The following is a 26,407-nucleotide window of genomic DNA, read 5'->3' as shown; positions in this document are numbered from 1 at the left end:
CTCCTACAGATCAGGGCAAGTCGTCATCTGCCGATCAATATTCGTCTTCGGGCAGGCTCGCGAGGATGTGCCGATAGCTCGCCATCCGCTGCGGCGAGATGCGTCCGTCTTCCAGCGCCTTGAGCAGTGCACAGCCCGGTTCGCGGTCGTGCTTGCAGTCGCGGAAGCGGCAGTGGCCGAGCAGGTCGTGGAATTCGATGAAGCCCGCTTCCACGTCGTCGCGGCTGACATGGCCGAGGCCGAATTCGCGGATGCCGGGGGAGTCGATCAGGTCGCCGCCGGCGGGGAAGTGGAACAGCCGCGCGGTGGTGGTGGTGTGGGTGCCCTTGCCGGTGACTTCCGACAGGTCGCCGACGCGGGTATCGACGCCCGGCAGCAGCGCATTCACCAGCGACGACTTGCCCACGCCCGACTGGCCGACGAACACGCTGACGTGCTCGTTCAGCGCCGCGCGCAGGGCGTCCAGCGCCAGGCCGTTGAAGGCCGACACCTCCAGCAGCGGGTAGCCCAGCTCGCGGTAGGTACCCAGCAGCGAATCGAGGAAGGGCGCGTTCTGCTCGTCGATCAGGTCGGCCTTGTTCAACAGCAGCAGCGGCTTTATGCCGGCGTGCTCGGCGGCCACCAGGTAGCGGTCGATCAGGTTGGCGTGGGGCTCCGGGCGCGGCGCGAAGACGATGACGATGCGGTCGACGTTGGCCGCCACCGGCTTGAGCACGCCGCGCATGTCCGGGCGGCGCAGCTCGGAGGTGCGCGGCAGCTGCGCGACGATCACGCCGATGCCCTGGTTGCCCGGGCGCCAGACCACCTGGTCGCCGGTCACCAGCGGCGGCAGGTTGGCGCGCAGGTGGCAACGGAACACTTCGCCGGCGTGGTCGCCTTCCTGGGCCTCGACCTCCACCTGCACCCCGAAGTGGGCGATCACCTGGCCGGTCTGTTCCGGGCCGAGGTCGCCGCCTTCCAGTTCTTCCAGGGCGCGCGACTCGCGCTTCGCCGCGCGCGCGGCGCGTTCTTCCTGGACTTTTTCGATCCGCCAGCTCTGCCGGCGGGTGAGGTGACGCTTGGCCATAGGGTATCCACAGGGAAAATCGCGGCGGAGTTTAGCATGCGGCGGTGTGCTTCCCGCTAAACTAGAGGGCTGAGCTGAGGAGCCCCATCATGCAGAACCCACAGAACCTGATCTGGATCGACCTGGAAATGACCGGTCTGGACCCGGACAAGGACGTCATCATCGAGATGGCGACCATCGTCACGGATAGCGACCTGAACATTCTCGAAGAAGGCCCGGTGATCGCCGTGCACCAGAGCGAGGAACTGCTCGCCGGCATGGACGAGTGGAACACCCGCCAGCACGGCCAGTCCGGCCTGACCCAGCGCGTGCGCGAGAGCAACATTTCCGCCGCCGAGGCCGAAGCGATGACCATCGCCTTCCTGGAGAAGTGGGTGCCCAAGCGCAGCTCGCCGATCTGTGGCAACAGCATCTGCCAGGATCGCCGCTTCCTCTACCGCCACATGCCCAAGCTGGAAGGCTACTTCCACTACCGCAACCTGGACGTCTCCACCCTCAAGGAACTGGCCGCGCGCTGGGCGCCGGCGGTGCGTGACGGCTTCAAGAAGGGCAACACCCACCTGGCGCTGGACGACATCCGCGAGTCCATCGCCGAGCTGCGCTACTACCGCGAGCATTTCATCAAGGTGTAAGCGGGGCGATTCTGCTCTTGTAGGAGCGAGCTTACTCGCGAACATGAATCCCGCTGCGGGGCTGGTTCGCGAGCAAGCTCGCTCCTACGAAAAGCCATCGCGTCAAACGTTGTGGCGTGCCAGTGCCCACTCCACATGCTCGCGCACCAGTTCCGAGGGAAATGCCCGGCGCGCGCGCAGGGCCTCGATCACCGGGATGGTCGAGGGCGCATTGCCCAGCCCCACGGCCAGATTGCGCAGCCAGCGCTCGTAACCGGCGCGCCGCAACGGCGAACCTTCGGTGCGGCTGAGGAATTCTTCCTCCGTCCACAGGAACAGCGCCGCCAGCGCGGCGTTGTCCAGGCTGTGGCGCGGCTGGAAGTCGCCCTGGTCGGTGGCGCGGGCGAAGCGGTTCCACGGGCAGACCATCTGGCAATCGTCGCAGCCGAACACGCGGTTGCCGATCAGTGGGCGCAGTTCTTCGGGGATCGAGCCCTTCAGCTCGATGGTCAGGTAGGAAATGCAGCGCCGCGCGTCCAGCACATACGGCGCCACGAACGCAGCGGTGGGGCAGATGTCCAGGCAGGCCGAGCAGCGCCCGCAGTGCTCCGTGCCGTGGGGCGGGTCCACCGGCAGCGGCAGGTCGGTGAACAGCTCGCCGAGGAAGAAGTAACTGCCGGCCTTGCGGTTGAGCACCAGGGTGTTCTTGCCGATCCAGCCCAGCCCCGATTGCTCGGCGATGGCCTTCTCCAGCACCGGCGCACTGTCGACGAAGGCGCGAAAGCCAAATGGCCCGATCTGCTGCTGGATGCGCTCGGCCAGTTGCTGCAGGCGCTTGCGGATCAGCTTGTGGTAGTCGCGGCCCAGGGCGTAGCGCGACACGTAGGCTTTCTCCGGGTCGCCCAGCACCTGTGCCATGCGTGTGTCGCCGGGCAGGTAATCCATGCGCAGCGACACCACGCGCAGGGTGCCGGGCACCAGTTCGTCCGGCCGCCAGCGCTTGCTGCCATGGGCGCCCATGTAGTCCATCTCGCCGTGGTAGCCCGCCTCCAGCCAGCGTTGCAGGTGCTCGCCGTGCGCCTCCAGGTCCAGCCCGCTGATGCCGACCTGCTGGAAGCCGAGTTCGCGCCCCCAGTCCTTGATGGAGAGGGCGAGGTCGTCATAGTCGAGCGTCGAATCGTGCATGGAAGGCGGGAAAGCGAAGTCGGGGGTGCGTATAATTCTGCCAGACCCAGCCGGCGTCGGCCCGTCCGTACGCCAGGAGAGGTTCAAAATACGCCGCGCGCCGGCGTTTGATCCGTCTCCAAGGCGACACATCCTGCCGCCCGGAACCGCGATGATTGCCCACGACGATCTGCCCCTGAATCTCTACAGTGCCCAGCAGGTGCGCGACCTCGACGCGCGCCTGATCGCCGCCGGCACGCCCGGCTTCGAACTGATGCGCCGCGCCGCCCATGCCGCCTGGCGCGCCCTGCGCCGCCAGTGGCCGGATGCCGGCGAGGTCACCGTGCTGGCCGGCCACGGCAACAACGCCGGCGACGGTTATCTCATCGCCGCCCTGGCCATGCGCGCCGGCTGGCGCGTGCGCGTGCTGGCGGTGGGGGATGTCTCCCGCCTGTCGGGCGACGCCGCCGCGGCCCATGGCGAGGCGCGCTCGGCCGGGGTGGATGTTGCCTCCTGGAGCGACGGCGCCGAGCTGCGCGGCGTGCTGGTGGACGCCCTGCTCGGCACCGGCCTGGGTGGCCCGGTGCGGGAGCCCTACGCGTCGGCCATCGCCGCGATCAATGCCAGCGGGTTGCCGGTGCTGGCGGTGGACATTCCCTCTGGCCTGAGCGCCGACACCGGGCAGGTGCTCGGCGGCGCGGTGACGGCTGACCTGACCGTGACCTTCATCGGCCTCAAGCTCGGCCTGTTCACGGCCAGCGGCCCTGATTGCTGCGGCGAGCTGGTCTTCGACGGGCTCGACGCCGACCCTGCGCTGATTCCCTCTGCGGGCGCCGCCGTTCGCCTCGCGGCGGATTCGCTGCCGCGCCTGGCCGCGCGCACGAAGGCCGCGCACAAGGGCCTGTTCGGCCATGCGCTGGTGATCGGTGGCGATACCGGCATGGGCGGCGCCGTTCTGCTGGCCGCCGAGAGCGCGCTGCGCTGCGGCGCCGGGCTGGTGTCCCTAGCGACCCGGGTCGCCCACGTACCCGCTGCATTGGCTCGCCGGCCCGAGCTGATGGCGCGCGGCGTCTCCTCTTCCGCCGAGTTGCTGCGCCTGGCCGAGCGCGCCGATGTGCTGGTGGTCGGCCCTGGCGTCGGTCGTGAAGCCTGGGGGCGGGTGCTGGTCAGCGCCGCGGCGAGCCTCGCGCGCCGACAGGTGTGGGATGCCGACGCGCTCAACCTGCTGGCCGAAGGCCTGGTCGCGCGTCCGTCCGGCGACTGGGTCATCACCCCGCACCCGGCCGAAGCGGCGCGGCTGCTGGGTATGTCCACCGCCGAGGTCCAGGCGGACCGGCCCAAAGCCGCCCACGCGCTGGCGCAGCGCTATCAGGCGGTGGTGGTGCTCAAGGGCGTCGGCAGCCTGGTCGCATCCCCCGACGGCCGCCTGGCGCTGTGCAATCACGGTCATCCCGCGATGGCCGGTGCCGGGCTGGGGGACGTGCTCTCCGGCATCCTCGGTGCGCTGCTGGCGCAGGGGTTGCCGGTGTTCGACGCCGCTTGCCTGGCCGTCTGGTTGCATGCGTGCGCCGGCGAGTCGCTCGGCGCGCAAGGTCGCGGGCTGGCGGCCGCCGATCTGATTCCTGCCGTTCGTCAGTTGCTCGAGGAGCTGTCCCCATGCCTGAACTGAATCTGTTTGCCGATGGCGAAGAGGCCATGGTCGACCTGGGCCGGCGCCTTGCCGAGGCAACCGCCGGGCGCGGGGTTATCTACCTGCACGGCGACCTGGGGGCGGGCAAGACCACGCTGTCGCGCGGCATCCTGCGGGGATTGGGCCATGGCGGAGCGGTGAAAAGTCCGACATTCACCCTGGTCGAGCCCTACGAAATCGGCGAGGTTCGCGCCTTCCACTTCGACCTCTACCGACTGGCCGACCCGGAGGAACTGGAGTTCCTCGGCATCCGCGACTATTTCGAGGGCGACGCGCTGTGCCTGATCGAGTGGGCGGAGCGCGGCAAAGGCATTTTGCCAAAGGCCGACATGGACATTACCATTGTTCCGCATGCGGGCGGACGCATGCTGCGCCTCGACCCGCACGGAACACGGGGCGAAGCCTGGTGTGCCGCCCTGGCCACGGGAGCATAGAAAAAAGATGGGTTGGGGGTTGCGCCTTCGGGCGTTGTTTATCGGGGTGTCCGTTCTGCTGGCATTCTTTGCCGGCGAAGTTTCTGCCGCCACGCAAATCAAGAGCGTGCGCATCTGGCGCGCGCCGGACAACACACGCCTGGTGTTCGATCTGTCCGGGCCCGTGCAGCACAGTCTGTTCACCCTGAGCGCGCCCAACCGCATCGTCGTCGACATCAACGGTGCGCAGATGTCCGCCGCCCTCGACAAGCTCAAGCTCGGCAATACCCCGATCACCGCGATGCGCTCCGCCCAGCGCACGCCCACCGACCTGCGTCTGGTGCTGGACCTGAAGAACCAGGTCACGCCCAAGAGCTTCGTGCTGCCGCCGAACCAGCAGTACGGCAACCGCCTGGTCGTCGATCTGTATGACCAGGGCGCCGACATCGCCCCGGACGTCCCGGCGACGCCGACCCCCAGCGTGCCCGCCACGCCGGTCAGCCCGGCGCAGTCGGTCACCAAGATTCCCGCCCCCAGCACCGGCGGCAAGCGCGACATCGTGATCGCCATCGACGCCGGCCACGGCGGCGAAGACCCCGGCGCCCTGGGCCCGAACGGCCTGCACGAGAAAAACATCACCCTGTCGATCGCCCGCGAACTGCAGCGGCAGATCAACCAGATGAAGGGCTTCCGCGCCGAACTGACGCGCACCGGTGACTACTTCATCCCGCTGCGCAACCGCACGGTGATCGCCCGCAAGAAGGGCGCGGACCTGTTCGTCTCCATCCACGCCGACGCCGCTCCCAGCCGCAGCGCCTTCGGGGCCTCGGTGTTCGCCCTGTCCGACCGCGGCGCCACGTCCGAGACCGCGCGCTGGCTGGCCGACACGGAAAACCGTTCCGACCTCATCGGCGGCGACGGCGGCGTGAACCTCGACGACAAGGACAAGATGCTCGCCGGCGTGCTGCTCGACCTGTCGATGACCGCGACCATGTCCTCCAGCCTGGACGTCGGCCACAAGGTGCTGACCAGCGTCGGTCGCGTCACTCCGCTGCACAAGCGCCGCGTGGAACAGGCCGGCTTCATGGTGCTGAAGTCCCCGGATATCCCGTCGATCCTCGTGGAAACCGGCTTCATCTCCAACCCCAACGAATCCGCCAAGCTGGCCAGCGGCTCGCACCAGCAGGCGCTGGCGCGTTCCATCGCCAGCGGCGTGCGCCAGTACTTCGTACAGACCCCGCCGCCGGGCACCTACATCGCTTCGCTGCGCGATGGCGGCCAGTTGCCCGCCGGCCCGCGCGAGCACGTGGTGCGCGCCGGCGAGAGCCTGGGCATGATCGCCAGCCGCTATGACGTCAGCGCCGCCTCGATCCGCAGTGCCAACAGCCTGAAGACCGATACGCTGAAGGCAGGCCAGGTGCTGAGCATTCCCGGCACCTCCCTGGCGTCGCAGCAATGAGCGAGGTCCGCCGTATCCAGCTGCTGACCCCGCGGCTGGCGAACCAGATCGCTGCCGGCGAAGTGGTCGAGCGCCCCGCCTCGGTCATCAAGGAACTGCTGGAAAACTGCCTGGACGCCGGCGCCAAACGCATCGACGTCGAAGTCGAGCAGGGCGGCATCAAGCTGCTGCGCGTGCGCGACGATGGCAGCGGGATCCCCGCCGACGACCTGCCGCTGGCCCTGGCGCGCCACGCGACCAGCAAGATCCGCGAACTGGAAGACCTCGAACGGGTAATGAGCCTGGGCTTCCGTGGCGAAGCGCTGGCCTCGATCAGTTCCGTCTCGCGCCTGACCCTGACCTCGCGCACCGCCGATGCCGACCAGGCCTGGCAGGTGGAGGTCGAGGGCCGCGACATGGAGTCCACGGTGAAGCCGGCGGCCCACCCGGTGGGCACCAGCATCGAAGTGCGCGACCTGTTCTTCAATACCCCGGCGCGGCGCAAGTTCCTGCGCGCCGAGAAGACCGAATTCGATCACCTGCAGGAAGTCATCAAGCGCCTGGCGCTGGCGCGCTTCGACGTGGCGTTCCACCTGCGCCACAACGGCAAGACCATCCTCTCGCTGCATGAAGCCAAGGACGAAGCCTCCCGCGCCCGCCGCGTCGGCGCGGTGTGCAGCGCCGGCTTCCTCGAGCAGGCGCTGCCCATCGAGGTCGAGCGCAACGGCCTGCACCTGTGGGGCTGGGTTGGCCTGCCGACCTTCTCCCGCAGCCAGCCGGACCTGCAGTATTTCTACGTGAACGGCCGCATGGTGCGCGACAAGCTGGTCGCCCACGCGGTGCGCCAGGCCTACCGCGACGTGCTGTACAACGGCCGGCATCCGACCTTCGTGCTGTTCTTCGAGGTCGACCCGGCAGTGGTGGACGTCAACGTCCACCCGACCAAGCACGAAGTGCGTTTCCGCGACAGCCGCATGGTCCACGACTTCCTCTACGGCACCCTGCACCGGGCGCTGGCCGAAGTGCGGCCGGACGACCAGTTGGCCCCGCCGGGCGCGACGACCCTGACCGTGCCGCGCCCCACCGGCGCGGAAGCCGGCGAGTTCGGGCCGCAGGGCGAGATGCGCCTGTCCGAAACGGTGCTGGAAGCGCCGGCCGCCGCGCGTGCCTGGCAGCCGAGCGCGGCTTCCGGCGGCTCGGGCGGTGGCGGTGGCTACAGCTATCAGCCGACACGCCCGGACATTCCGCCGATCCAGGAAGCCCAGGGTGCGTACAAGGCCTATTTCGCGCCGCTGCCCGACCAGGTGCCGCAGGCCCTGCCGGAGAGCAGCCAGGACGTGCCGCCGCTGGGTTACGCCCTGGCGCAGCTCAAGGGTATCTACATCCTCTCGGAGAACGCCCACGGCCTGGTGCTGGTGGACATGCACGCGGCCCACGAACGCATCATGTACGAGCGCCTGAAGACCGCCATGGCCAGCGAAGGGCTGCGCGGCCAGCCGCTGCTGGTGCCCGAGTCCATCGCCGTCAGCGAGCGCGAGGCGGATTGCGCCGAGGAGCATGGCAGCTGGTTCTCCAGGCTGGGCTTCGAGCTGCAGCGTCTTGGCCCGGAGACCCTGGCGATCCGCCAGATTCCCGCGCTGCTCAAGCAGGCCGAGGCCACCCAGCTGGTGCGCGATGTGCTCGCCGACCTGCTGGAATACGGCACCAGCGACCGCATCCAGGCGCACCTCAACGAGTTGCTCGGCACCATGGCCTGCCACGGCGCCGTGCGCGCCAATCGCCGCCTGACCCTGCCGGAGATGAACGGCCTGCTGCGCGACATGGAAGTGACCGAGCGCAGCGGCCAGTGCAACCACGGCCGGCCGACCTGGACGCAGCTGGGGCTCGACGAACTGGACAAGCTATTCCTGCGCGGACGTTGATTTTCGTAAGCCTGCGTTCAGAAAAGTGCAGTAAACTGCGCGCCAAACGATTCAGCTGCGCGCAATAACGAGCCACCGATGTCCCTACCTCCCGCGATTTTCCTCATGGGCCCCACCGCCGCCGGCAAGACCGACCTGGCGCTGGAGCTGGCGCGCCTGCTGCCGGTGGAGCTGATCAGCGTCGATTCGGCACTGATCTATCGCGGCATGGACATCGGCACCGCCAAGCCGTCCCGCGAGGTGCTGGAGGCGTTCCCCCATCGCCTGATCGATATCCGCGACCCCAGCGAAGCCTATTCGGCGGCGGAATTCCGCGCCGACGCCCTGGCGGCGATGGCCGAGATCACCGCGGCCGGGAAGATCCCGTTGCTGGTCGGCGGGACCATGTTGTATTTCAAGGCGTTGCTGGAAGGCCTGGCCGACATGCCCAGTGCCGACCCCGCCGTGCGCGCCGAGCTGGAAGCCTGGGCTGCCGCCGACGGTTGGGGCGCCCTTCACGAGGAGTTGGCCCGCGTCGATCCGGAATCGGCTGCGCGCATCCACCCCAACGACCCTCAGCGGCTGGTCCGGGCTCTCGAAGTCTTTCGCGTCAGCGGTATATCCATGACTGCACACCGCCTTCGCCAAGCGAGCGAAAATGCGGGTTTCGGCGCGCAAGGCGGTGGACAATTACCGTATACTGTGGCTCATCTGGCGATCGCGCCTCTGCAGCGCCAGGTGTTGCACGCGCGTATCGCGCAACGTTTTGACCAGATGCTGGAACAGGGCTTCATCGCCGAGGTCGAACGCCTCCGCGCAAGGAACGACTTGCACGTGGGGCTGCCGTCCATAAGAGCGGTGGGCTACCGACAGGTATGGGATTACCTTGAGGGCAAACTGTCCTACGCTGACATGGTGGAGCGCGGCGTCATCGCCACGCGGCAGCTGGCCAAGCGCCAGTTCACCTGGCTCCGCAGCTGGAGCGATCTACACTGGTTGGACAGCCAGGCAAGCGACAATTTGCCGCGTGCCTTGAAATACTTTGAGGCGGTCTCCATATAGGCTCGAGACCTTAATTCCGGCCGTCTATCCTTGGGGTTCAGGACGGCGTTAAGCCAAATTCGACTACTACTAAATCAGTTTTTTACCCTTACAAGGAGTGCGGCATATGTCAAAAGGGCATTCGCTACAAGACCCTTACCTCAATACCCTGCGCAAAGAACGCGTTCCGGTTTCCATCTACCTGGTTAACGGCATCAAGCTGCAGGGTCAGATCGAATCCTTCGACCAGTTCGTCATCCTGCTGAAGAACACTGTCAGCCAGATGGTCTACAAGCACGCCATTTCCACCGTGGTGCCCAGCCGCCCCGTGCGCCTGCCCACCGGTGATCAACCGGCCGAGCCGGGCAACGTTTGACGGGAGTCCGCCTTGTTCTTTGAGCGCCCGGGTGGTGGGGAACGGGCCATTCTGGTCCATCTGGAAGGTCAGGACCCCGAGGCGCGCGAAGACCCGCAGGAATTCCAGGAGCTTGCCCGTTCGGCAGGCGCGGAATCGGTTGCTTTCGTCAGCATTTCGCGCCATCAGCCCTCAGCCAAGTACCTGATCGGCACCGGCAAGGTCGACGAGTTGCACGACCTCGTCCACGCCGAGAAGGTCGAGCTGATCATCTTCAATCACACCCTCACGCCGAGCCAGGAGCGCAACCTCGAGCGAGCGCTCGAATGCCGCGTGCTCGACCGTACGGGTCTGATCCTCGACATCTTCGCCCAGCGCGCCCGCACCCATGAGGGCAAGCTGCAGGTGGAGCTCGCCCAGTTGGAGCACATGAGCACGCGCCTGGTGCGCGGCTGGACTCACCTTGAGCGCCAGAAAGGCGGTATCGGCCTGCGCGGCCCGGGTGAAACCCAGCTGGAAACCGACCGCCGCCTGTTGCGTGGGCGCATCCGCCAGATCAAGTCGCGCCTGGAGAAGGTCCGCAGCCAGCGCGAGCAGGCCCGTCGCGGCCGTCGCCGTGCGGAGATTCCGGCGGTGTCCCTGGTGGGCTATACCAACGCCGGCAAGTCCACGCTGTTCAATGCGCTGACCACGTCCGAGGTCTACGCGGCCGACCAGTTGTTCGCCACCCTCGACCCCACCCTGCGCCGCCTGGAGCTGGATGACGTCGGGCCGATCGTGCTGGCCGATACCGTGGGCTTCATCCGTCACCTGCCGCACAAGCTGGTGGAGGCGTTTCGAGCTACCTTGGAAGAGTCCAGCAACTCCGATCTGCTGCTGCACGTGATCGACTCCCACGAGCCCGATCGCGACGCGCAGATCGAACAGGTGCTGGCGGTGCTGAAGGAAATCGGCGCGAACGAATTGCCGATGCTCGAGGTGTACAACAAGATCGACCTGCTGCCGGACATGCAGCCGATGATCCAGCGCGACGAGCTGGGCAAGCCGGTCCGCGTCTGGCTGTCGGCGCGGGAATCGCGCGGGCTGGAGTTGCTGGAGCAGGCGATCGCCGAGTTGCTGGGGGAGGACATGTTCGTTGGAACGCTGTGCCTGCCGCAGCGCCTGGGACGGCTGCGCGCTCAGTTCTTCGAGCTGGGTGCGGTACAGTCGGAGAACCACGACGAACAGGGACGCGCCGTTTTGCAGGTTCGCCTGCCGCGTGTCGAGTTGAACCGCATGGTGAGCCGCGAAGGCTGGCAGCCGGCGGAGTTCATTGCGCAACACACTTTGCAATAAAGCCCGGCACGCTGCTTTTGGCAGGGTAAGGGGCATTCGGTAGCATAGGTGGGCGCGCCGTAGGCGCGTTTTCGCGTTATCAGATGGAGAGCGCTATGGCTTGGAATGAGCCGGGTGACAACTCGAACAAGAACGACCAGGACCCCTGGGGCGGACGCCGTGGTGGTGGTCGCCAGGGCCCGCCTGATCTGGATGAGGCGTTCCGCAAGCTGCAGGACAGCCTGAACGGAATTTTCGGTAAACCCAAGCGCGGCAGTGGTTCGGGCGGTGGTGGCGGTGGTCGGGGCGGCAGCCTCGGTCTGTTCGGTATCGGCCTGGCGATCCTCGCCGTGCTGTGGCTGTACAACGCCATCTACGTGGTGGACGAACAGGAGCAGGCGGTGATCCTGCGCTTTGGCCAATACCACGACACCGTGGGCCCCGGCCTGAATATCTATTTCCCGCCGATCGACAAGAAGTTCCAGGAGAACGTCACCCGCGAGCGTGCTTACAGCAAGCAGGGGCAGATGCTCACCGAGGACGAGAACATCGTCGAGGTTCCGCTGACCGTGCAGTACAAGGTCAGCAACCTGAAGGACTTCGTGCTCAACGTCGACCAGCCGGAAGTGAGCCTGCAGCACGCCACCGAAAGCGCCCTGCGCCACGTGGCCGGCTCCACCACCATGGACAAGATCCTCACCGAGGGCCGCGAACAGATGGCCACCGAGGTGCGCGATCGTCTGCAGCGTTTCCTGGATACCTACAAGACCGGTATCACGGTCACCCAGGTGAACATCCAGAGCGCCGCCGCGCCGCGTGAAGTACAGGAAGCGTTCGATGACGTGATCCGTGCCCGCGAGGACGAGCAGCGCGAGAAGAACCAGGCCGAAGCCTACGCCAACGGCGTGGTGCCTGAAGCCCGCGGCCAGGCGCAACGCATCATCGAGGAAGCCAACGGCTACCGCGATGAGGTGGTCTCCCGCGCCCAGGGTGAGGCGGATCGCTTCGCCAAGCTGGCCGCCGAGTACCACAAGGCCCCGGAAGTCACCCGTCAGCGTCTGTACCTGGACACCATGCAGGATGTCCTGAGCCAGACCAGCAAGGTGCTGGTCACCGGCCAGCAGGGTCAGAACAACCTGATCTACCTGCCGCTGGACAAGATGATGGATGGCCGTGGTTCGGCAGCTCCGAGCGCCGCGCCCAGCGCGAGCAGCAGCACGCCGGATATCGGTTCGCGGGTCGCCAGCGACCTGCAGCAGCGTGACACGCGTACCCGGGAGAGCCGCTGATGAGTAACAAGTCCCTGATCGCCCTCATCGCGGGTGTGGTGGTTGCTGTTGCCCTCTGGAGCAGCGTCTACGTGGTGCAGCAGACCGAACGCGCCGTCCTGCTGCGCTTCGGTCGCGTGGTCGAGCCGGACGTGAAGCCCGGCCTGCACTTCAAGATTCCGTACGTCAACACGGTGCGCAAGTTCGATGGCCGTCTGCTGACCCTGGATTCGCCGACCCAGCGCTTCCTGACGCTGGAGAAGAAAGCGGTGATGGTCGACGCCTACGCCAAGTGGCGCGTCTCCGATGCCGAGCGCTTCTACACCGCGACCTCCGGCATGAAGCAGATCGCCGACGAGCGTCTGTCCCGTCGTCTGGAAGCCGGCCTGCGCGACCAGTTTGGCAAGCGCACCCTGCACGAAGTGGTGTCGGGTGAGCGTGATGCGCTGATGGGCGATATCACCGCGTCTCTGAACCGCATGGCGCAGAAGGAGCTGGGTATCGAGGTGGTCGACGTTCGCGTCAAGGCCATCGACCTGCCCAAGGAAGTGAACCGCAGCGTGTTCGAGCGCATGAGCACCGAGCGTGAGCGGGAAGCCCGCGAGCACCGCGCCAAGGGTCGTGAGCTGGCCGAAGGTATCCGCGCCGATGCCGACCGTCAGCGCCGCGTGCTGCTGGCCGAGGCGTATCGCGAGTCGGAAGAAACCCGTGGTGACGGTGATGCCAAGGCGGCAGCGATCTACGCCAAGGCCTATGCCGCCGACCCGGAGTTCTACGCCTTCACCCGTAGCCTCAAGGCCTATCGCGAGAGCTTCGCGGACAAGAAGGACGTGCTGGTGCTCGATCCGAGCAACGACTTCTTCCGCTATCTGGAAAAAGCCAAACCCTGAGGATCCGTCGACGCCTCGTCGTGATCGCGCCGAGCCCCGTGTAGCGAGTGTCCCGATGCCGAGTTGAGGATCGGGCGCCGCGCTACACGGGGTTCGTCCCTTCGGGTTGCGCGGCACTTCACGCCATGCGTCGTTGCGGGACTAGGCAAGGGACGGCCATTACCGTCGTCCCGCGTCTAGCCTGGCGTGATGTGACGCAGCAACGCGATTCACGCCGAAACATCAACGGACCCTCGCATCTCTCCGGCGGGCGGCAGCGCCCGCCGGAGAAATCGTGTTATCATGGGTCAGCCGGGAAATCCCGGCTTTTTTGCGTCCGCGAGAATGATGTACGAGAACCATGTGGCAGGAATTCGGCAAGGCGTTCTGTCTGTTGCTGGTGCTGGAAGGCATCCTTCCATTCCTGTATCCGCGTGGCTGGCGCGACGCCGTGAGCGGGCTCGGGCGCCTTGGCGACCGCAGTCTGAGACTCATCGGGCTGGGCAGCATGCTGCTCGGCACCGTCCTTCTTTACTGCATTCATTGAAGTGCCGCCCGGCCTAAAAAAGGAGAGAGGCGACATGGCAACGGTAGACCGCTGGCTGCTGCCAGATGGGATCGAAGAAGTGCTGCCACCGGAGGCGGCGCGCGTTGAAGCAGCCCGCCGTCAGGTGCTGGACCTGTTCCAGCGCTGGGGCTACGAATTCGTCGTCACCCCGCATATCGAATACTTGGAATCCCTGCTGACCGGTGCCGGCCAGGATCTGGATCTGCGTACCTTCAAGGTCACCGATCCGGCGTCCGGCCGCCTGATGGGCTTCCGTGCGGACATCACGCCGCAAGTGGCGCGCATGGACGCCCACAGCCTGCGCCGCGAGGGCCCGAACCGCCTGTGCTACGCCGGCAGCGTGCTGCATGCTCGCCCGCGTGCGCTGGCGACCTCGCGCAGCCCGATCCAGCTGGGCGCCGAACTGTATGGCGACACCGGCTCGGCCGGCGACGTCGAAGTGATCAGCCTGCTGCTCGACATGCTCGAGATGGCCCAGGTGCCGGACGTGCACATGGATCTCGGCCACGTCGGCATCTACCGTGGCCTGGCCCAGGCCGCCGGCCTGTCCGGCGAGGTCGAGCAACTGCTGTTCGACGCCCTGCAGCGCAAGGCCGTGGACGAAGTCGCGGCGCTGACCGAAGGCCTGCCCGCCGAGCTGGCCGGCATGCTCCGTGCGCTGGCCGAGCTGTGCGGTAGCCGCGAAGTGCTGGACCAGGCGCGCGAAGTGCTCGCCGGTGCTCCGGCCAATGTGCAGGCGGCGCTGGCCGACCTGACCGCCATCGCCGACTCGCTGGCCGCGCGCTTCCCGCAGCTGCCGCTGTATTTCGACCTCGGCGAACTGCGTGGCTACCACTACCACACCGGCGTGGTGTTCGCCGCGTTCGTGCCCGGCGTTGGCGAGTCCATCGCCCAGGGCGGCCGTTACGACGACATCGGCGCCGACTTCGGCCGTGCGCGTCCGGCCACCGGTTTCTCGACCGACCTCAAGACCCTGGTCACTCTCGGCCGCGCCCAGCTCGACGAGCCGCGCACCGGAGTCTGGGCGCCGGCCGAAGGGGCTGGCTTGTGGCAGGCGGTGCAGCAGTTGCGCCGTCAGGGCGTGCGCGTGGTACAGGCGCTGCCCGGGCAGGATGCGGCTTCGGCTTCCGAAGCGGGCTGCGACCAGCAGTTGCTGGTTCGCGATGGCAATTGGCAGGTGGCTGCGCTCTGAGGCGCGCCACTTCGAGTTTCTGCCGGCCGCGGCCGGCACCGAACATCCACGATGGGGACAAGTGTTATGGGTAAGAATGTCGTAGTCCTGGGCACCCAGTGGGGTGATGAGGGCAAAGGCAAGATCGTCGACCTGCTGACCGACCAGGCTGCTGCCGTGGTGCGTTACCAGGGCGGCCACAACGCCGGTCACACCCTGGTAGTCGCTGGTGAGAAGACCGTTCTGCACCTGATTCCGTCGGGCATCCTGCGCGAAGGCGTGCAGTGCCTGATCGGCAACGGCGTGGTACTGGCGCCCGACGCGCTGATGCGCGAGATCGCCAAGCTGGAAGAGAAAGGCGTACCGGTGCGCGAGCGCCTGCGCATCAGCCCGTCCTGCCCGCTGATCCTGTCCTTCCACGTGGCCCTGGACCAGGCGCGCGAGAAGGCCCGCGGCGACGCGAAGATCGGCACCACCGGTCGCGGCATCGGCCCGGCCTACGAAGACAAGGTGGCCCGTCGCGGCCTGCGCGTTGGCGACCTGTTCCACCGCGAGCGCTTCGCCGCCAAGCTCGGTGAGCTGCTGGACTATCACAACTTCGTCCTGCAGAACTACTACAAGGAGCCGGCAGTCGACTTCCAGAAGACCCTGGACGAGTGCATGGCCTACGCCGAAGAGCTCAAGCCGCTGCTGGCCGACGTGACCTCGACCCTGCACGACCTGCGTCGTGGCGGCGAGAACATCATGTTCGAAGGCGCCCAGGGCTCGCTGCTGGACATCGACCACGGCACCTACCCGTTCGTCACCAGCTCCAACACCACCGCCGGCGGCACCGCCACCGGTTCGGGCTTTGGCCCGCTGTACCTGGACTACATCCTGGGTATCACCAAGGCCTACACCACTCGCGTGGGTTCCGGCCCGTTCCCGACCGAGCTGTTCGATGACGTCGGCGCACACCTGGCGAAGGTCGGTCACGAGTTCGGCGCCACCACTGGCCGTGCCCGTCGTTGCGGCTGGTTCGACGCCGTCATCCTGCGTCGCGCCATTGAGATCAACAGCCTGTCCGGCCTGTGCCTGACCAAGCTGGACGTCCTCGACGGTCTGGAAACCGTGCGCATCTGCACCGGCTACAAGAACGCCGCCGGCGAACTGCTGACCGACGCGCCGACCGACGCCGACAGCTACATCGGCCTGCAGCCGATCTATGAAGACCTGCCGGGCTGGAGCGAATCCACCGTGGGTGTTCAGACCCTGGAAGGCCTGCCGGCCAATGCGCGCGCGTATATCAAGCGCGTCGAGGAGCTGGTCGGTGCGCCCATCGACATCATCTCCACCGGCCCGGACCGCGCTGAGACCATCGTCCTGCGCCATCCGTTCGCCTGATCCATCGCTGTACACCGCAACGGGCCGCTCATGCGGCCCGTTGTCGTTTCCGGCGGTTCGATTCTGCGCGTCGGCACGCGCTTTGCTGGTGAAACGGATTGGCGCCTGTCGCGCCAGACATCCGTTACGTCCGGAGGAAGCCCGCCGTGTCCGCCGTCCTGTCGCTTCTGCGCAGCCGCTTGCTGCGCCCCGCTTTCATTGCCCTGGGAATCGCGCTGCTGGTGCAGTTGGTGATCGCCCTGTGGCTCACCCGTAGCACCGTCGATGGCCTGGTCAGCGACCTGGGAACCCGCCTGGGTAACGAATCGCAACGCCTGGCCGGCGAGTTGGAGCAGGCGGGCAGGGAGGTCACCTCCGGGTTGAACGACCTCTCCGCGCGAACCCGCGAGCGCCTGGGTTCTGCGCTTTCGGCGCGCCTGGAGGAAGAACAGGGCCAGCTCCGCGAGGGGCTGGAGCAGAGCTTGCGGCAGTCCGCCACGGAATTGGCGCAGCTGCTGGCGGCTGTGGCGCCCAAGGCCATGTGGGATAACGACGTGCCGCTGCTCTCCGACTATGCGCGGCGCGCCCAGGCCAACCCCAACGTGCTCTTCGTGGTCTACGACGATCCGCAGGGGCAGCACCTGACCCGTTACCTCAATCGCGAGGATGCGCGGGTCAAGGCGCTGCTGGAGAAGGGCAAGGGCGAACGCGCGCTGGACAAGGTGCTCGAAGCGGCGAGTCACGACGCCTCGGTGTTTCTGGTCGAGGCGCCGATCAGTCCCAACGGTGTGGTCATCGGTACGGTGCGCCTGGGCGTTTCCACCGATGCCATCGAGAAGCAGATTGCCGCCCTGGACCAGCGCTTCTCCGCCCTGGTCGCCAGTGGGGATCAGTTGGTGGGCGACAGCCTGGCCGGTGCGGCGGCCGACAGCACTAAGGCGCTGACCGCCCGCCTGCAATCGGCGAAGCAGGCGGCCGACGGCATGAGTCAGGGCGCCAGGGCTTCCATCGAGGAAGCGGCGGGAACGCTGCGCTGGCGTATCGGCATGGGGCTGCTGCTGGTGGGGCTGGGGGTGTTGCTGTGCCTGGCCGTCGTGCTCGGCCGCCGCGTGGTGAATCGCCTGCGCCTGCTGATCGAGGCCTTGAACGACCTGGCGGCCGGGGAGGGCGACCTCACGCGCCGTGTGCGGCTGGACAGTCGTGATGAGTTGGGGGAAATGGCGACCGCGGTGAACCGCTTCGTCGACAAGTTGCAGCCCATCGTGCGCGAGGCGGGGCAAGTGGCGCAGCAGACCGGCAGCGAAATCGCCGCGCTGGCCAGCCGCAGCGCCAGTGCCGAAGCGGCGGCGGACCGGCAGCGCAATGAGGTGGCCGGTAGCCTGGAGGCGCTCTCCGGCATGGCGGCCGAGGCCGAGATGGAGAGCCGTTCCATGCAGGCGGCCCTGGCGCGGGTCGGTGAGATCCGCAAGGCCGCGCAGGACAATGCAGCCATCGCTCGCAAGGTCGGTGGCCTGATCGAAACCCTGGAGTCCCGCGTACAGAACGGCGCCGGGGTGATCGAACGCCTGGCGCGACAGAGCGAGCAGATCGAGGTGGTGCTGTCGGTGATCCATGGAATCGCCGAGCAGACCAACCTGCTGGCGCTCAACGCCGCCATCGAGGCCGCGCGTGCCGGCGAGAGTGGTCGCGGGTTTGCCGTGGTGGCGGATGAGGTGCGCGCCCTGGCGAGCAAGACCCAGCAGTCCACCGGCGATATCCAGTCGCACATCGGCGCCCTGCAGGAAGGTGCCCGTGAGGCGGTGTCGGCCATTGGGCAGGCTCGCGAGCAGGCGGTGCAGGGATTGGCGGCGCTGCAGGACAGTGAGCGGCTGCAGCGCGAAGTGCAGAGTGCCGTCGAAGAAGTGCATGGCGCCATCGAGGCCGCGACCCATTCGGCGCAGCAGCAGGCGGCCGGCGCTGCGGCGGTGCGTGGGCGGGTCGAGGTGATCCATGCCGAGGCGAGCCGCGCGGCCGAAGCGGTGAGCGCAACCGCCAGCAGTGGGCGCGTGCTCGATGGCCTGGCCGGTCAGTTGCGCGCGAGCCTGGGGCAGTTCAAGGCTTGAAGGAGTGCTGGAAATTTTTCGTAGGAGCGGACTTCGTCCGCGATAGGCCCGCATCGCGCCGGATACCATCGCGGACGAAGTCCGCTCCTACGCCAGGTTTGAATTTTCAGGAATGCAAAAACGAAAAAGCCGAGCAGTGCTCGGCTTTTTCGTTTGAAGATGGTGCCCAGGAGAAGACTCGAACTTCCACGGTGTTGCCACCGCTAGGACCTGAACCTAGTGCGTCTACCAATTCCGCCACCTGGGCATGCTTTTCAGCATGGGGTGCGATGATCGCTCATCGTCTTGCGGTGATGCAACCCTTGGTTGCATCGGGCGGTCTATTGTTCGGTTATCAGGGTTCCGAACCCGCCTGATAAAGCCTGTCAGCGACTGACTTTATCCTTGAATAAGTGGTGCCCAGGAGAAGACTCGAACTTCCACGGTGTTGCCACCGCTAGGACCTGAACCTAGTGCGTCTACCAATTCCGCCACCTGGGCACTGGAGTCGATGATTGCTCATCGTTTCCGTGTTACAACGTCTGTGTGACGCTGTGGGCGCGAACTATACGGAGAGCGTTTTCGCTTGTAAACCCCTGATGCGATAAAAAATTTATTCTCGCCCAAAGCTGACCGACGAGCGGATTTCGCGCTTCAATAAGCACATGGCGATCCATACCCCTATATATAAGGTGACCGCACTTTAATGGCCGATTGGCAAAACCTCGATCCCGAGGCCGCCCGCGAGGCGGAAAAATACGACAACCCCATCCCCAGCCGTGAACTCATCCTGGCGCATCTCGCCGAGCGGGGCGCCCCCGCGACGCGCTCCCAGTTGATGGACGAGCTCGGCCTCTCCGGCGAAGAGCAGGAGGAAGCGCTGCGCCGCCGACTGCGCGCCATGGAGCGCGACGGCCAGCTCATCTATACCCGCCGTGGCGCCTATGCGCCGGTGGACAAGCTCGACCTGATCCTGGGCCGCATCGCCGGCCACCGCGACGGCTTCGGCTTCCTCATCCCCGATGACGGCAGCGACGACCTGTTCCTCAGCCCGACGCAGATGCGCCTGGTGTTCGACGGCGACCGCGCCCTGGCGCGCGTGTCCGGCTTCGACCGCCGGGGTCGCCGCGAAGGCGCGATCGTGGAAGTGGTCGAGCGCGCCCACGAGACCATCGTCGGCCGCTATTTCGACGAGAGCGGCATCGGCACCGTCGTCGCCGACAACCCGAAGATCCAGCAGGAAGTGCTGATCCCGCCGGGCAAGGCCGGCAAGGCCAAGCACAACCAGTTCGTCCAGGTGCGCATCGACGTCTGGCCGAGCGTGCATCGCCAGGCCCAGGGCGAGGTGGTGGAAGTGCTCGGCGACTACATGGCGCCGGGCATGGAAATCGAAGTCGCGCTGCGCAGCTACGACATTCCCCACACCTGGCCCGAGGCCGTGGAAAAGGAAGCGGCCAAGCTCAAGCCCGAGGTGCTGGAAAAGGACAAGGAGAAACGCGTCGACCTGCGTGCCCTGCCTTTCGTCACCATCGACGGCGAGGACGCCCGCGACTTCGACGATGCGGTCTACGCCGAGAAGCGCAAGGGCGGCGGCTGGAAGCTCTTCGTCGCCATCGCCGACGTCTCTCATTATGTGAAGGTCGGCTCGGCCCTGGATGAAGAGGCGGCCAAGCGCGGCAACTCGGTGTACTTCCCCGAGCGGGTGATCCCGATGCTGCCGGAGATTCTCTCCAACGGCCTGTGCTCCCTGAATCCGCTGGTCGATCGCCTGGCCATGGTCTGCGAGATGAATCTCTCCAAGGCCGGCAAGATGACCGACTACCAGTTCTACGAGGCGGTCATCCATTCCCATGCGCGCCTGACCTACACCAAGGTCAGCCAGTACCTGGAAACCCCGGACAGCCCCGAAGGCCAGCGCCTGAAGGAACAGCTGCCGGCGGTGGTGCCGCATCTCAATACGCTCTATGACCTGTACAAGGTCCTGGTGGGTGCGCGCCACGTGCGCGGAGCCATCGACTTCGAGACCCAGGAAACCCGCATCGTCTTCGGCGCCGACCGCAAGATTGCGGAGATCCGCCCGACCCAGCGCAACGATGCGCACAAGCTGATCGAGGAATGCATGCTGGCGGCCAACGTCGCCACCGCCAAGTTCCTCGAGAAGCATTCCATTCCGGCGCTGTACCGCGTCCACGACGGCCCGCCCCAGGAAAAACTGAACAACCTGCGGCAGTTCCTCGGTGAACTGGGCCTGACCCTGTACCGCGGCAAGGGCGACCCGACCCCGGCCGACTACCAGAAGCTGCTGGAGTCCATCCAAGGCCGCCCGGACCTGCAACTGATCCAGACCGTGATGCTGCGCTCTCTGAGCCAGGCGGTGTACAGCCCCGAGAATGCCGGCCACTTCGGCCTGAACTACGAGGCGTACACCCACTTCACCTCGCCGATCCGTCGCTACCCGGACCTGCTGACCCACCGCGCCATCCGCAGCCTGATCCGCTCCAAGGCGGCCTCCGAGCATGTGCAGCGCGTCGGCGCCGCCAGCATGCCCAAGGCGCGCATCTATCCGTACGACGAAGCCCGCCTGGCGCAGCTCGGCGAGCAGTGCTCGATGACCGAGCGGCGCGCCGACGAGGCGACCCGCGACGTCACCAACTGGCTGAAGTGCGAGTTCATGCGCGAGCGCGTGGGCGAGACCTTCCCGGGGGTGATTACGGCCGTTACCGGCTTCGGCATCTTCGTCGAACTGACCGACATCTATGTGGAAGGCCTGGTGCACGTCACTGCGCTGCCCGGCGACTACTACCATTTCGATGCCGTGCATCACCGCCTCGCCGGTGAGCGCACCGGCCGCAGCTTCCGCCTCGGCGATACCGTCGAAGTGGTCGTGGCGCGTGTCGACCTGGACGAGCGCAAGATCGATTTCGAGCTTTCCGACAACGTGCTCAGCGCGCCCATCGGCCGCAAGAAACGTGGTGAGAAGGCCGAGCCGGTCGCCAAGGGCAAGGCGGCCAAGGGCAAGGCGCCCAAGGCTGTGGCAGCGAAAGACAAGCCGGCCCGTGCGCCTCGTGCGGTGGCGGATGACCCGTACCTGTCACCCGATGTGGCCGTGCAGCCGCGCAAGCGCAAGGTCGGCGTCGTCCAGGCGCTGCCGTCGGTGGCCCCGGAGATGCTCGCCAAGGCCGAGGAATTGCTCGGCAATACCGACGTGCGCAAGAGCCGCGAAGTGAAGAAGGCGCTGCTCGAGGAAGCCAAGGTTGGCGGCAACAAGCCGGCGGCCGGCAAGGGCAAGGGCGCGCCTGCCGCGGGCAAGCCGCGCAACCCGTCCAAACAGAAGGCCCGGTCCGCCAAGCCGACCAAGCACCGCAAGGGCTCCGCTGCGCCCAAGGCCGGTGCCACGGGTGGCGCGCCGGCCAGCAAGCGTAAGGCGAAGAAATGAGTCAGTGGGAAAAGGTCTACGGGGTCCATGCCGTAGAAGCGTTGCTGCGCCATCACCCCAAGCGGGTCAAGCAGCTGTGGCTGGCCGAGGGGCGGCATGATCCGCGCGTCCAGGCGCTGGTCGAGCTGGCGGGGCAAGTGCGCGTGCCGGTGGGCACGCGCGACCGCAAGGAGCTGGACGAGTGGGCCGAAGGCGTGCACCAGGGCGTGGTCGCCGAGGTCAGCCCGAGCCAGGTGTGGGGCGAGAACATGCTGGAGGAGCTGCTGGAGCGCTCCACTGGCCCGGCACTATTGCTGGCGTTGGACGGCGTGACCGACCCGCACAACCTCGGCGCCTGCCTGCGCACCGCCGACGCGGCGGGCGCGCTGGCGGTCATCGTGCCGAAGGACAAGTCCGCCACCCTCAACGCCACCGTGCGCAAGGTGGCCTGCGGTGCCGCCGAGGTGATCCCGCTGGTGGCGGTGACCAACCTGGCGCGTACCCTGGAAAAACTCCAGCAGCGCGGCCTGTGGATCGTCGGCACCGCCGGCGAGGCGACGCAGATGCTCTATGAACTGGACCTCACCGGGCCGACCGTGCTGGTGATGGGCGCCGAGGGCAAGGGCATGCGCCGCCTGACCCGCGAGCACTGCGACTACCTGGCCAAGCTGCCGATGCAGGGCAGCGTCAGCAGCCTGAACGTCTCGGTGGCCACCGGCGTCTGCCTGTTCGAGATCGTTCGCCAGCGCCAGTTGAAGGCCGGCGCGTAACCCTTCTTTCGTAGGAGCGAGCTTGCTCGCGAACGGTGCCGGCTCCGAGCGTGCCCGGTTCGCGAGCAGGCTCGCTCCTACGAAAAGACTCCAGTGGCGACGGTTGTACAAATAATCGTCAATTTCCTTGCGCCACCTTCCCCCCTTCTCTAGAATGTCGGCCCTTGCCGTCCGGGCAGGCGTTCGCGCGTCTTCTCAGGTGGCAAGGAAAAAATCATTCACTCCTTGTCTGACCGCTTTGTCGGCAGGCTGCAATCCGTAAGGAGCATTTATGCGTCATTACGAAATCGTGTTCCTGGTTCACCCGGACCAGAGCGAACAAGTCGGTGGCATGGTCGAGCGTTACACCAAGGCCATCGAAGAAGACGGCGGCAAAGTCCACCGTCTGGAAGACTGGGGCCGTCGTCAGCTGGCTTACGCCATCAACAACGTGCACAAGGCTCACTACGTTCTGATGAACGTCGAGTGCACCGCCAAGGCCCTGGCCGAGCTGGAAGACAACTTCCGCTACAACGACGCCGTGATCCGTAACATGGTCATCCGTCGCGACGAAGCCGTCACCGGCCAGTCCGAAATGCTGAAGGCCGAAGAGAGCCGCAACGAGCGCCGCGAGCGCCGTGAGCGTCCCGAATCGAACGAGGGCGAGTCCGCTGACGGCGAAGATAGCCGCGACAGCGCTGACGAGTAATCCCGGACCAGTATTGAGGAGCCACACACATGGCACGTTTCTTCCGTCGTCGTAAGTTCTGCCGTTTCACCGCTGAAGGCGTGAAAGAGATCGATTACAAAGATCTGAACACCCTGAAAGCCTACGTTTCCGAAACCGGCAAGATCGTTCCGAGCCGTATCACCGGCACCAAGGCCAAGTACCAGCGTCAGCTGGCGACCGCTATCAAGCGCGCCCGCTACCTGGCCCTGCTTCCCTACACCGACAGCCACGGCCGTTGATCGGGCAGTCGACCGGAATTGATGGATAGATCGCATGCGCGCATTGGCTGAATTTGTCATGCGAGGCCGCATGCAGGCGACCCTGGTGGTCGTCGCAGCCGCGGTACTGCAGCCGTTGTTCTGGCTCGGTGCCGCAGCAGGCAGTCTGGTGCTGTTGCGCCGTGGCGCCGGCGATGCCTTTGGCATCCTGGCCTGGGCGCTGCTTCCGGCACTGGCCTGGTGGTACCTGGGTGACCCCAGCGTGAGTCTGGTTCTGGTGGGTAGCGCGGTGCTGGCGCAGGTTCTGCGCAGCAAGGTGTCCTGGAACCAGGTGATGCTGGCGAGCGTTGTGCTCGGTGCGGTGTTCGTGCTGCTGCTCAGCACGGTGTCGGCCGGGTTGGTCGCGGGTCTTGCCGATGCATTCGGCAAGGCACTGCCGCAGGTTCTGGCCGAAGCCAAGCTTTCGCCGGAACAGATGGCCGCCCTGCAGGCGGAGATGGTTCCGACCATCACCGGCCTGATGGCAGCCTCGCTGCAGACGATCAGCCTGTTGTGCCTGATGCTGGCGCGTTATTGGCAAGCAGTACTGTTCAACCCGGAAGGGTTTGGCCGCGAGTTCCGCGCACTGCGCCTGTCGCCGGGCACGGCTGTAGCGCTGCTGGTCGGCGTTGTGGCACTGCCCTTCGCAGGGCCCGCGGCCACCATGCTGGCGCCGCTGTGCATGATCCCGCTGCTGTTCGCCGGGATCGCACTGGGGCACGGCCTGGCCGCGCTGAAGAGGCTTCCGGGCTTCTGGCTGGCACCGCTGTACCTGCTGGTATTCGTACTGGGCAATGTGATCTGTCTCGTCGCCGTGGTCGACAGTCTGTTTGATTTTCGCGGTCGCCTGGCCAAGCGCCAGAACGCTGCGAACGGTGAAGGTTAAAAGTTAAGAGGTAAGACTCAAATGGAAGTCATCCTGCTGGAAAAGATCGCCAAACTGGGCAACCTGGGCGACAAGCTGAACGTAAAGGGCGGTTACGCCCGTAACTACCTGCTGCCGCAGGGCAAAGCCACCGCTGCCACCGCTGCCAACGTCGCTGCTTTCGAAGAGCGCCGCGCAGAGCTGGAAAAAGCCGCTGCTGAGAAAAAAGCCGCTGCCGAAGCTCGTGCTGCCCAGCTGTCCGAACTGATCGTGACCATCGGCGCCCACGCTGGCGACGAAGGCAAACTGTTCGGTTCGATCGGCACCCGCGACATCGCCGACGCCGTTTCGGCTGCCGGTTACCCGCTGGAAAAGAGCGAAGTTCGCCTGCCCGACGGCGCCCTGCGCGCTGTAGGCGAATACAACATCGAAGTGCAACTGCACATGGATGTTGATGCAACCCTGCACGTGGTTGTAGTCGCCGAGTAAGCGATCCGTCGCTAGGACGATTCACACGGCTTGCCTGGGTGAATCAGTCCAATAACAATGGGCACGGTGCCGATCCTCGGTCCGTGCCCTTTGTTTTTTCCGCCGTTTCATTCAACACGTAGAGCCCATGAACGACATCACCATCCCCGAGCAATACGACCTGCAGACTGCTTCCCTCAAGGTGCCGCCGCACTCGATCGAAGCCGAACAGGCGGTGCTGGGTGGTCTGATGCTCGACAACAACGCCTGGGAACGCGTCTCCGACGCCGTGTCCGATGGCGACTTCTATCGTCATGACCATCGCCTGATCTTCCGCGCCGTCTACAAGCTCGCCGAAGCCAACCAGCCGATCGACGTGGTGACCCTTTCCGAACAGCTCGAGCGCGAAGGGCAACTGTCCCAGGTGGGCGGTCTTGCGTATCTCGCGGAGCTGGCGAAGAACACGCCCTCGGTGGCGAACATCAAGGCCTATGCGGGCATCATCCGCGAGCGCGCCACGCTGCGGCAGCTGATCGGCATCAGCAGCGACATCGCCGACAGCGCCTTCAACCCCGAGGGACGCAGCGCCAACGAAGTGCTCGACGAAGCCGAGCGCAAGATCTTCGAGATCGCCGAAGCGCGGCCCAAGACCGGCGGTCCGGTGGGCATCGGCGATATCCTGGTCAAGACCATCGACCGCATCGACCACCTGTTCAACACCTCCGATGCGCTGACCGGTGTCACCACCGGCTTCACCGATCTCGACGAGAAGACCAGCGGCCTGCAGCCGTCGGACCTGATCATCGTCGCCGGCCGACCGTCCATGGGTAAGACCACCTTCGCCATGAACCTGGTGGAGAACGCCCTGATGCGCAGCGACAAGGCGATCCTGGTGTACTCCCTGGAAATGCCCTCCGACTCCATCGTGATGCGTATGCTCGCCTCGCTCGGTCGCATCGACCAGACCAAGGTGCGGACCGGCAAGCTGGACGACGAGGATTGGCCGCGCCTGACCTCGGCGGTGAACCTGCTCAGCGACCGCAAGCTGTTCATCGACGATACCGCGGGCATCTCCCCGTCGGAAATGCGCGCGCGCACGCGCCGCCTGGCCCGCGAGCACGGCGAGATCGGCATGATCATGGTCGACTACCTGCAGTTGATGCAGATCCCCGGTTCCGCCGGCGACAACCGCACCAACGAGATTTCCGAGATCTCCCGCTCGCTCAAGGCGCTGGCGAAGGAGTTCAACTGCCCGGTGGTGGCGCTTTCCCAGCTCAACCGCTCGCTGGAACAGCGCCCCAACAAACGCCCGGTGAACTCTGACCTGCGCGAATCCGGCGCGATCGAGCAGGACGCCGACGTGATCATGTTCGTCTACCGCGACGAGGTGTATCACCCGGAAACCGAGTTCAAGGGCGTGGCCGAGATCATCATCGGCAAGCAGCGTAACGGCCCCATCGGCACCGTGCGCGTCGCCTTCCTCGGTCGCTACAGCCGCTTCGAGAACCTCGCGCCCGGCATGTACAACTTCGAAGACGAGTAACGATGCCGCATTCCGCGTGACCGACGGGCGCCTTAAGATAGGCGCCCGTTTTCATTGCAGAGGCCGCC

At 66.1% G+C, this 26,407-nt stretch carries 23 protein-coding genes, 2 tRNA genes and 1 pseudogene; 22 read left to right on the top strand and 4 right to left on the bottom strand.

Annotation, left to right across the window (positions count from 1 at the left end; all coding sequences use genetic code 11):
* Window positions 1-34: 34 nt before the first annotated feature.
* Complete coding sequence (gene rsgA, locus N0B71_RS05270; protein WP_259757659.1) at window positions 35-1,066, bottom strand: small ribosomal subunit biogenesis GTPase RsgA; 1,032 nt, start codon at window positions 1,064-1,066, stop codon at window positions 35-37.
* 89 nt (window positions 1,067-1,155) lie between these two features.
* Between rsgA and orn the strand changes: the two genes are divergently transcribed.
* Complete coding sequence (gene orn / locus N0B71_RS05265) at window positions 1,156-1,698, top strand: oligoribonuclease (protein WP_259757658.1); 543 nt, start codon at window positions 1,156-1,158, stop codon at window positions 1,696-1,698.
* Between the two features lie 102 nt (window positions 1,699-1,800).
* On the opposite strand, the gene queG is transcribed toward orn, so the two are convergent.
* The gene (gene queG, locus N0B71_RS05260; protein WP_259757657.1) at window positions 1,801-2,862 is read right to left on the bottom strand and encodes a tRNA epoxyqueuosine(34) reductase QueG; all 1,062 of its coding nucleotides are present in this window, start codon (window positions 2,860-2,862) and stop codon (window positions 1,801-1,803) included.
* Window positions 2,863-3,013: 151 nt separating this feature from the next.
* On the opposite strand from queG, the gene N0B71_RS05255 reads away from it, so the two are divergent.
* The 14 genes and pseudogenes from N0B71_RS05255 (at window position 3,014) to N0B71_RS28225 (ending at window position 18,333) form a co-directional block, all read left to right on the top strand.
* On the top strand, window positions 3,014-4,510 hold the full coding sequence (locus tag N0B71_RS05255; protein WP_259757656.1) for an NAD(P)H-hydrate dehydratase: 1,497 nt from the start codon (window positions 3,014-3,016) through the stop codon (window positions 4,508-4,510).
* Entirely contained in the window at window positions 4,498-4,965 is a 468-nt protein-coding gene (gene tsaE, locus N0B71_RS05250; protein ID WP_259757655.1) for a tRNA (adenosine(37)-N6)-threonylcarbamoyltransferase complex ATPase subunit type 1 TsaE, read from the top strand. Before N0B71_RS05255 ends, tsaE begins: the two co-directional genes overlap by 13 nt.
* 7 nt (window positions 4,966-4,972) lie before the next feature.
* Entirely contained in the window at window positions 4,973-6,403 is a 1,431-nt protein-coding gene (gene amiB, locus N0B71_RS05245; RefSeq protein ID WP_259757654.1) for an N-acetylmuramoyl-L-alanine amidase AmiB, read from the top strand.
* The gene (gene mutL, locus N0B71_RS05240; protein WP_259757653.1) at window positions 6,400-8,304 is read left to right on the top strand and encodes a DNA mismatch repair endonuclease MutL; all 1,905 of its coding nucleotides are present in this window, start codon (window positions 6,400-6,402) and stop codon (window positions 8,302-8,304) included. Before amiB ends, mutL begins: the two co-directional genes overlap by 4 nt.
* A 78-nt stretch (window positions 8,305-8,382) precedes the next feature.
* On the top strand, window positions 8,383-9,345 hold the full coding sequence (gene miaA / locus N0B71_RS05235; RefSeq protein WP_259757652.1) for a tRNA (adenosine(37)-N6)-dimethylallyltransferase MiaA: 963 nt from the start codon (window positions 8,383-8,385) through the stop codon (window positions 9,343-9,345).
* Window positions 9,346-9,451: 106 nt separating this feature from the next.
* Window positions 9,452-9,700, top strand: a complete 249-nt coding sequence (gene hfq, locus N0B71_RS05230) for an RNA chaperone Hfq (protein WP_017520393.1) — start codon at window positions 9,452-9,454, stop codon at window positions 9,698-9,700.
* Window positions 9,701-9,712: 12 nt separating this feature from the next.
* Complete coding sequence (gene hflX, locus N0B71_RS05225; protein WP_259757651.1) at window positions 9,713-11,014, top strand: ribosome rescue GTPase HflX; 1,302 nt, start codon at window positions 9,713-9,715, stop codon at window positions 11,012-11,014.
* Window positions 11,015-11,109: 95 nt separating this feature from the next.
* Window positions 11,110-12,282 (top strand): FtsH protease activity modulator HflK, encoded by a 1,173-nt coding sequence (gene hflK, locus N0B71_RS05220; RefSeq protein ID WP_259757650.1) that lies wholly within the window; start codon window positions 11,110-11,112, stop codon window positions 12,280-12,282.
* On the top strand, window positions 12,282-13,151 hold the full coding sequence (gene hflC, locus N0B71_RS05215; RefSeq protein WP_259757649.1) for a protease modulator HflC: 870 nt from the start codon (window positions 12,282-12,284) through the stop codon (window positions 13,149-13,151). The genes hflK and hflC overlap by 1 nt, the downstream gene beginning before the upstream one ends.
* 340 nt (window positions 13,152-13,491) lie before the next feature.
* Window positions 13,492-13,677 (top strand): DUF2065 domain-containing protein, encoded by a 186-nt coding sequence (locus tag N0B71_RS05210; protein WP_037012084.1) that lies wholly within the window; start codon window positions 13,492-13,494, stop codon window positions 13,675-13,677.
* Window positions 13,678-13,711: 34 nt separating this feature from the next.
* Window positions 13,712-14,890 (top strand): ATP phosphoribosyltransferase regulatory subunit, encoded by a 1,179-nt coding sequence (locus tag N0B71_RS05205; RefSeq protein ID WP_259757648.1) that lies wholly within the window; start codon window positions 13,712-13,714, stop codon window positions 14,888-14,890.
* 66 nt (window positions 14,891-14,956) lie between these two features.
* Window positions 14,957-16,252, top strand: a complete 1,296-nt coding sequence (locus N0B71_RS05200; RefSeq protein ID WP_259757647.1) for an adenylosuccinate synthase — start codon at window positions 14,957-14,959, stop codon at window positions 16,250-16,252.
* Window positions 16,253-16,770: 518 nt separating this feature from the next.
* Window positions 16,771-17,427: pseudogene (locus tag N0B71_RS28230) on the top strand (methyl-accepting chemotaxis protein); the annotation flags it as partial.
* Between the two features lie 21 nt (window positions 17,428-17,448).
* The gene (locus N0B71_RS28225) at window positions 17,449-18,333 is read left to right on the top strand and encodes a methyl-accepting chemotaxis protein (RefSeq protein WP_416785438.1); all 885 of its coding nucleotides are present in this window, start codon (window positions 17,449-17,451) and stop codon (window positions 18,331-18,333) included.
* A gap of 160 nt (window positions 18,334-18,493) precedes the next feature.
* On the opposite strand, the gene N0B71_RS05190 is transcribed toward N0B71_RS28225, so the two are convergent.
* Both N0B71_RS05190 and N0B71_RS05185 read right to left on the bottom strand, forming a co-directional pair.
* Window positions 18,494-18,580 (bottom strand) — tRNA-Leu (locus tag N0B71_RS05190).
* Window positions 18,581-18,726: 146 nt separating this feature from the next.
* Window positions 18,727-18,813: transfer RNA gene (locus tag N0B71_RS05185), tRNA-Leu, on the bottom strand.
* Window positions 18,814-19,018: 205 nt separating this feature from the next.
* Between N0B71_RS05185 and rnr the strand changes: the two genes are divergently transcribed.
* The 7 genes from rnr (at window position 19,019) to dnaB (ending at window position 26,339) form a co-directional block, all read left to right on the top strand.
* Window positions 19,019-21,748 carry a ribonuclease R gene (gene rnr / locus N0B71_RS05180; protein ID WP_259757645.1) on the top strand — a complete coding sequence of 910 codons (2,730 nt, stop codon included), beginning with the start codon at window positions 19,019-19,021 and terminating at the stop codon, window positions 21,746-21,748.
* On the top strand, window positions 21,745-22,497 hold the full coding sequence (gene rlmB, locus N0B71_RS05175) for a 23S rRNA (guanosine(2251)-2'-O)-methyltransferase RlmB (RefSeq protein ID WP_205337752.1): 753 nt from the start codon (window positions 21,745-21,747) through the stop codon (window positions 22,495-22,497). Before rnr ends, rlmB begins: the two co-directional genes overlap by 4 nt.
* Before the next feature lie 271 nt (window positions 22,498-22,768).
* Complete coding sequence (gene rpsF, locus N0B71_RS05170) at window positions 22,769-23,185, top strand: 30S ribosomal protein S6 (RefSeq protein ID WP_054906367.1); 417 nt, start codon at window positions 22,769-22,771, stop codon at window positions 23,183-23,185.
* A 29-nt stretch (window positions 23,186-23,214) separates the two neighbouring features.
* Window positions 23,215-23,445: a 30S ribosomal protein S18 gene (gene rpsR, locus N0B71_RS05165; protein ID WP_003095634.1), complete on the top strand. Its 231-nt coding sequence runs from the start codon at window positions 23,215-23,217 to the stop codon at window positions 23,443-23,445.
* Between the two features lie 34 nt (window positions 23,446-23,479).
* Window positions 23,480-24,349 carry a hypothetical protein gene (locus tag N0B71_RS05160; protein ID WP_259757644.1) on the top strand — a complete coding sequence of 290 codons (870 nt, stop codon included), beginning with the start codon at window positions 23,480-23,482 and terminating at the stop codon, window positions 24,347-24,349.
* Window positions 24,350-24,370: 21 nt separating this feature from the next.
* Window positions 24,371-24,817, top strand: coding sequence for a 50S ribosomal protein L9 (rplI, locus tag N0B71_RS05155; RefSeq protein ID WP_017518273.1), 447 nt, complete (start codon window positions 24,371-24,373; stop codon window positions 24,815-24,817).
* Window positions 24,818-24,944: 127 nt separating this feature from the next.
* Window positions 24,945-26,339 carry a replicative DNA helicase gene (gene dnaB / locus N0B71_RS05150; protein ID WP_259757643.1) on the top strand — a complete coding sequence of 465 codons (1,395 nt, stop codon included), beginning with the start codon at window positions 24,945-24,947 and terminating at the stop codon, window positions 26,337-26,339.
* Window positions 26,340-26,407 lie beyond the last annotated feature (68 nt).

This window comes from Pseudomonas sp. GCEP-101 (assembly GCF_025133575.1).
Classification (GTDB): domain Bacteria; phylum Pseudomonadota; class Gammaproteobacteria; order Pseudomonadales; family Pseudomonadaceae; genus Pseudomonas; species Pseudomonas nitroreducens_B.
This window is presented reverse-complemented; position numbering and strand designations above follow the sequence as displayed.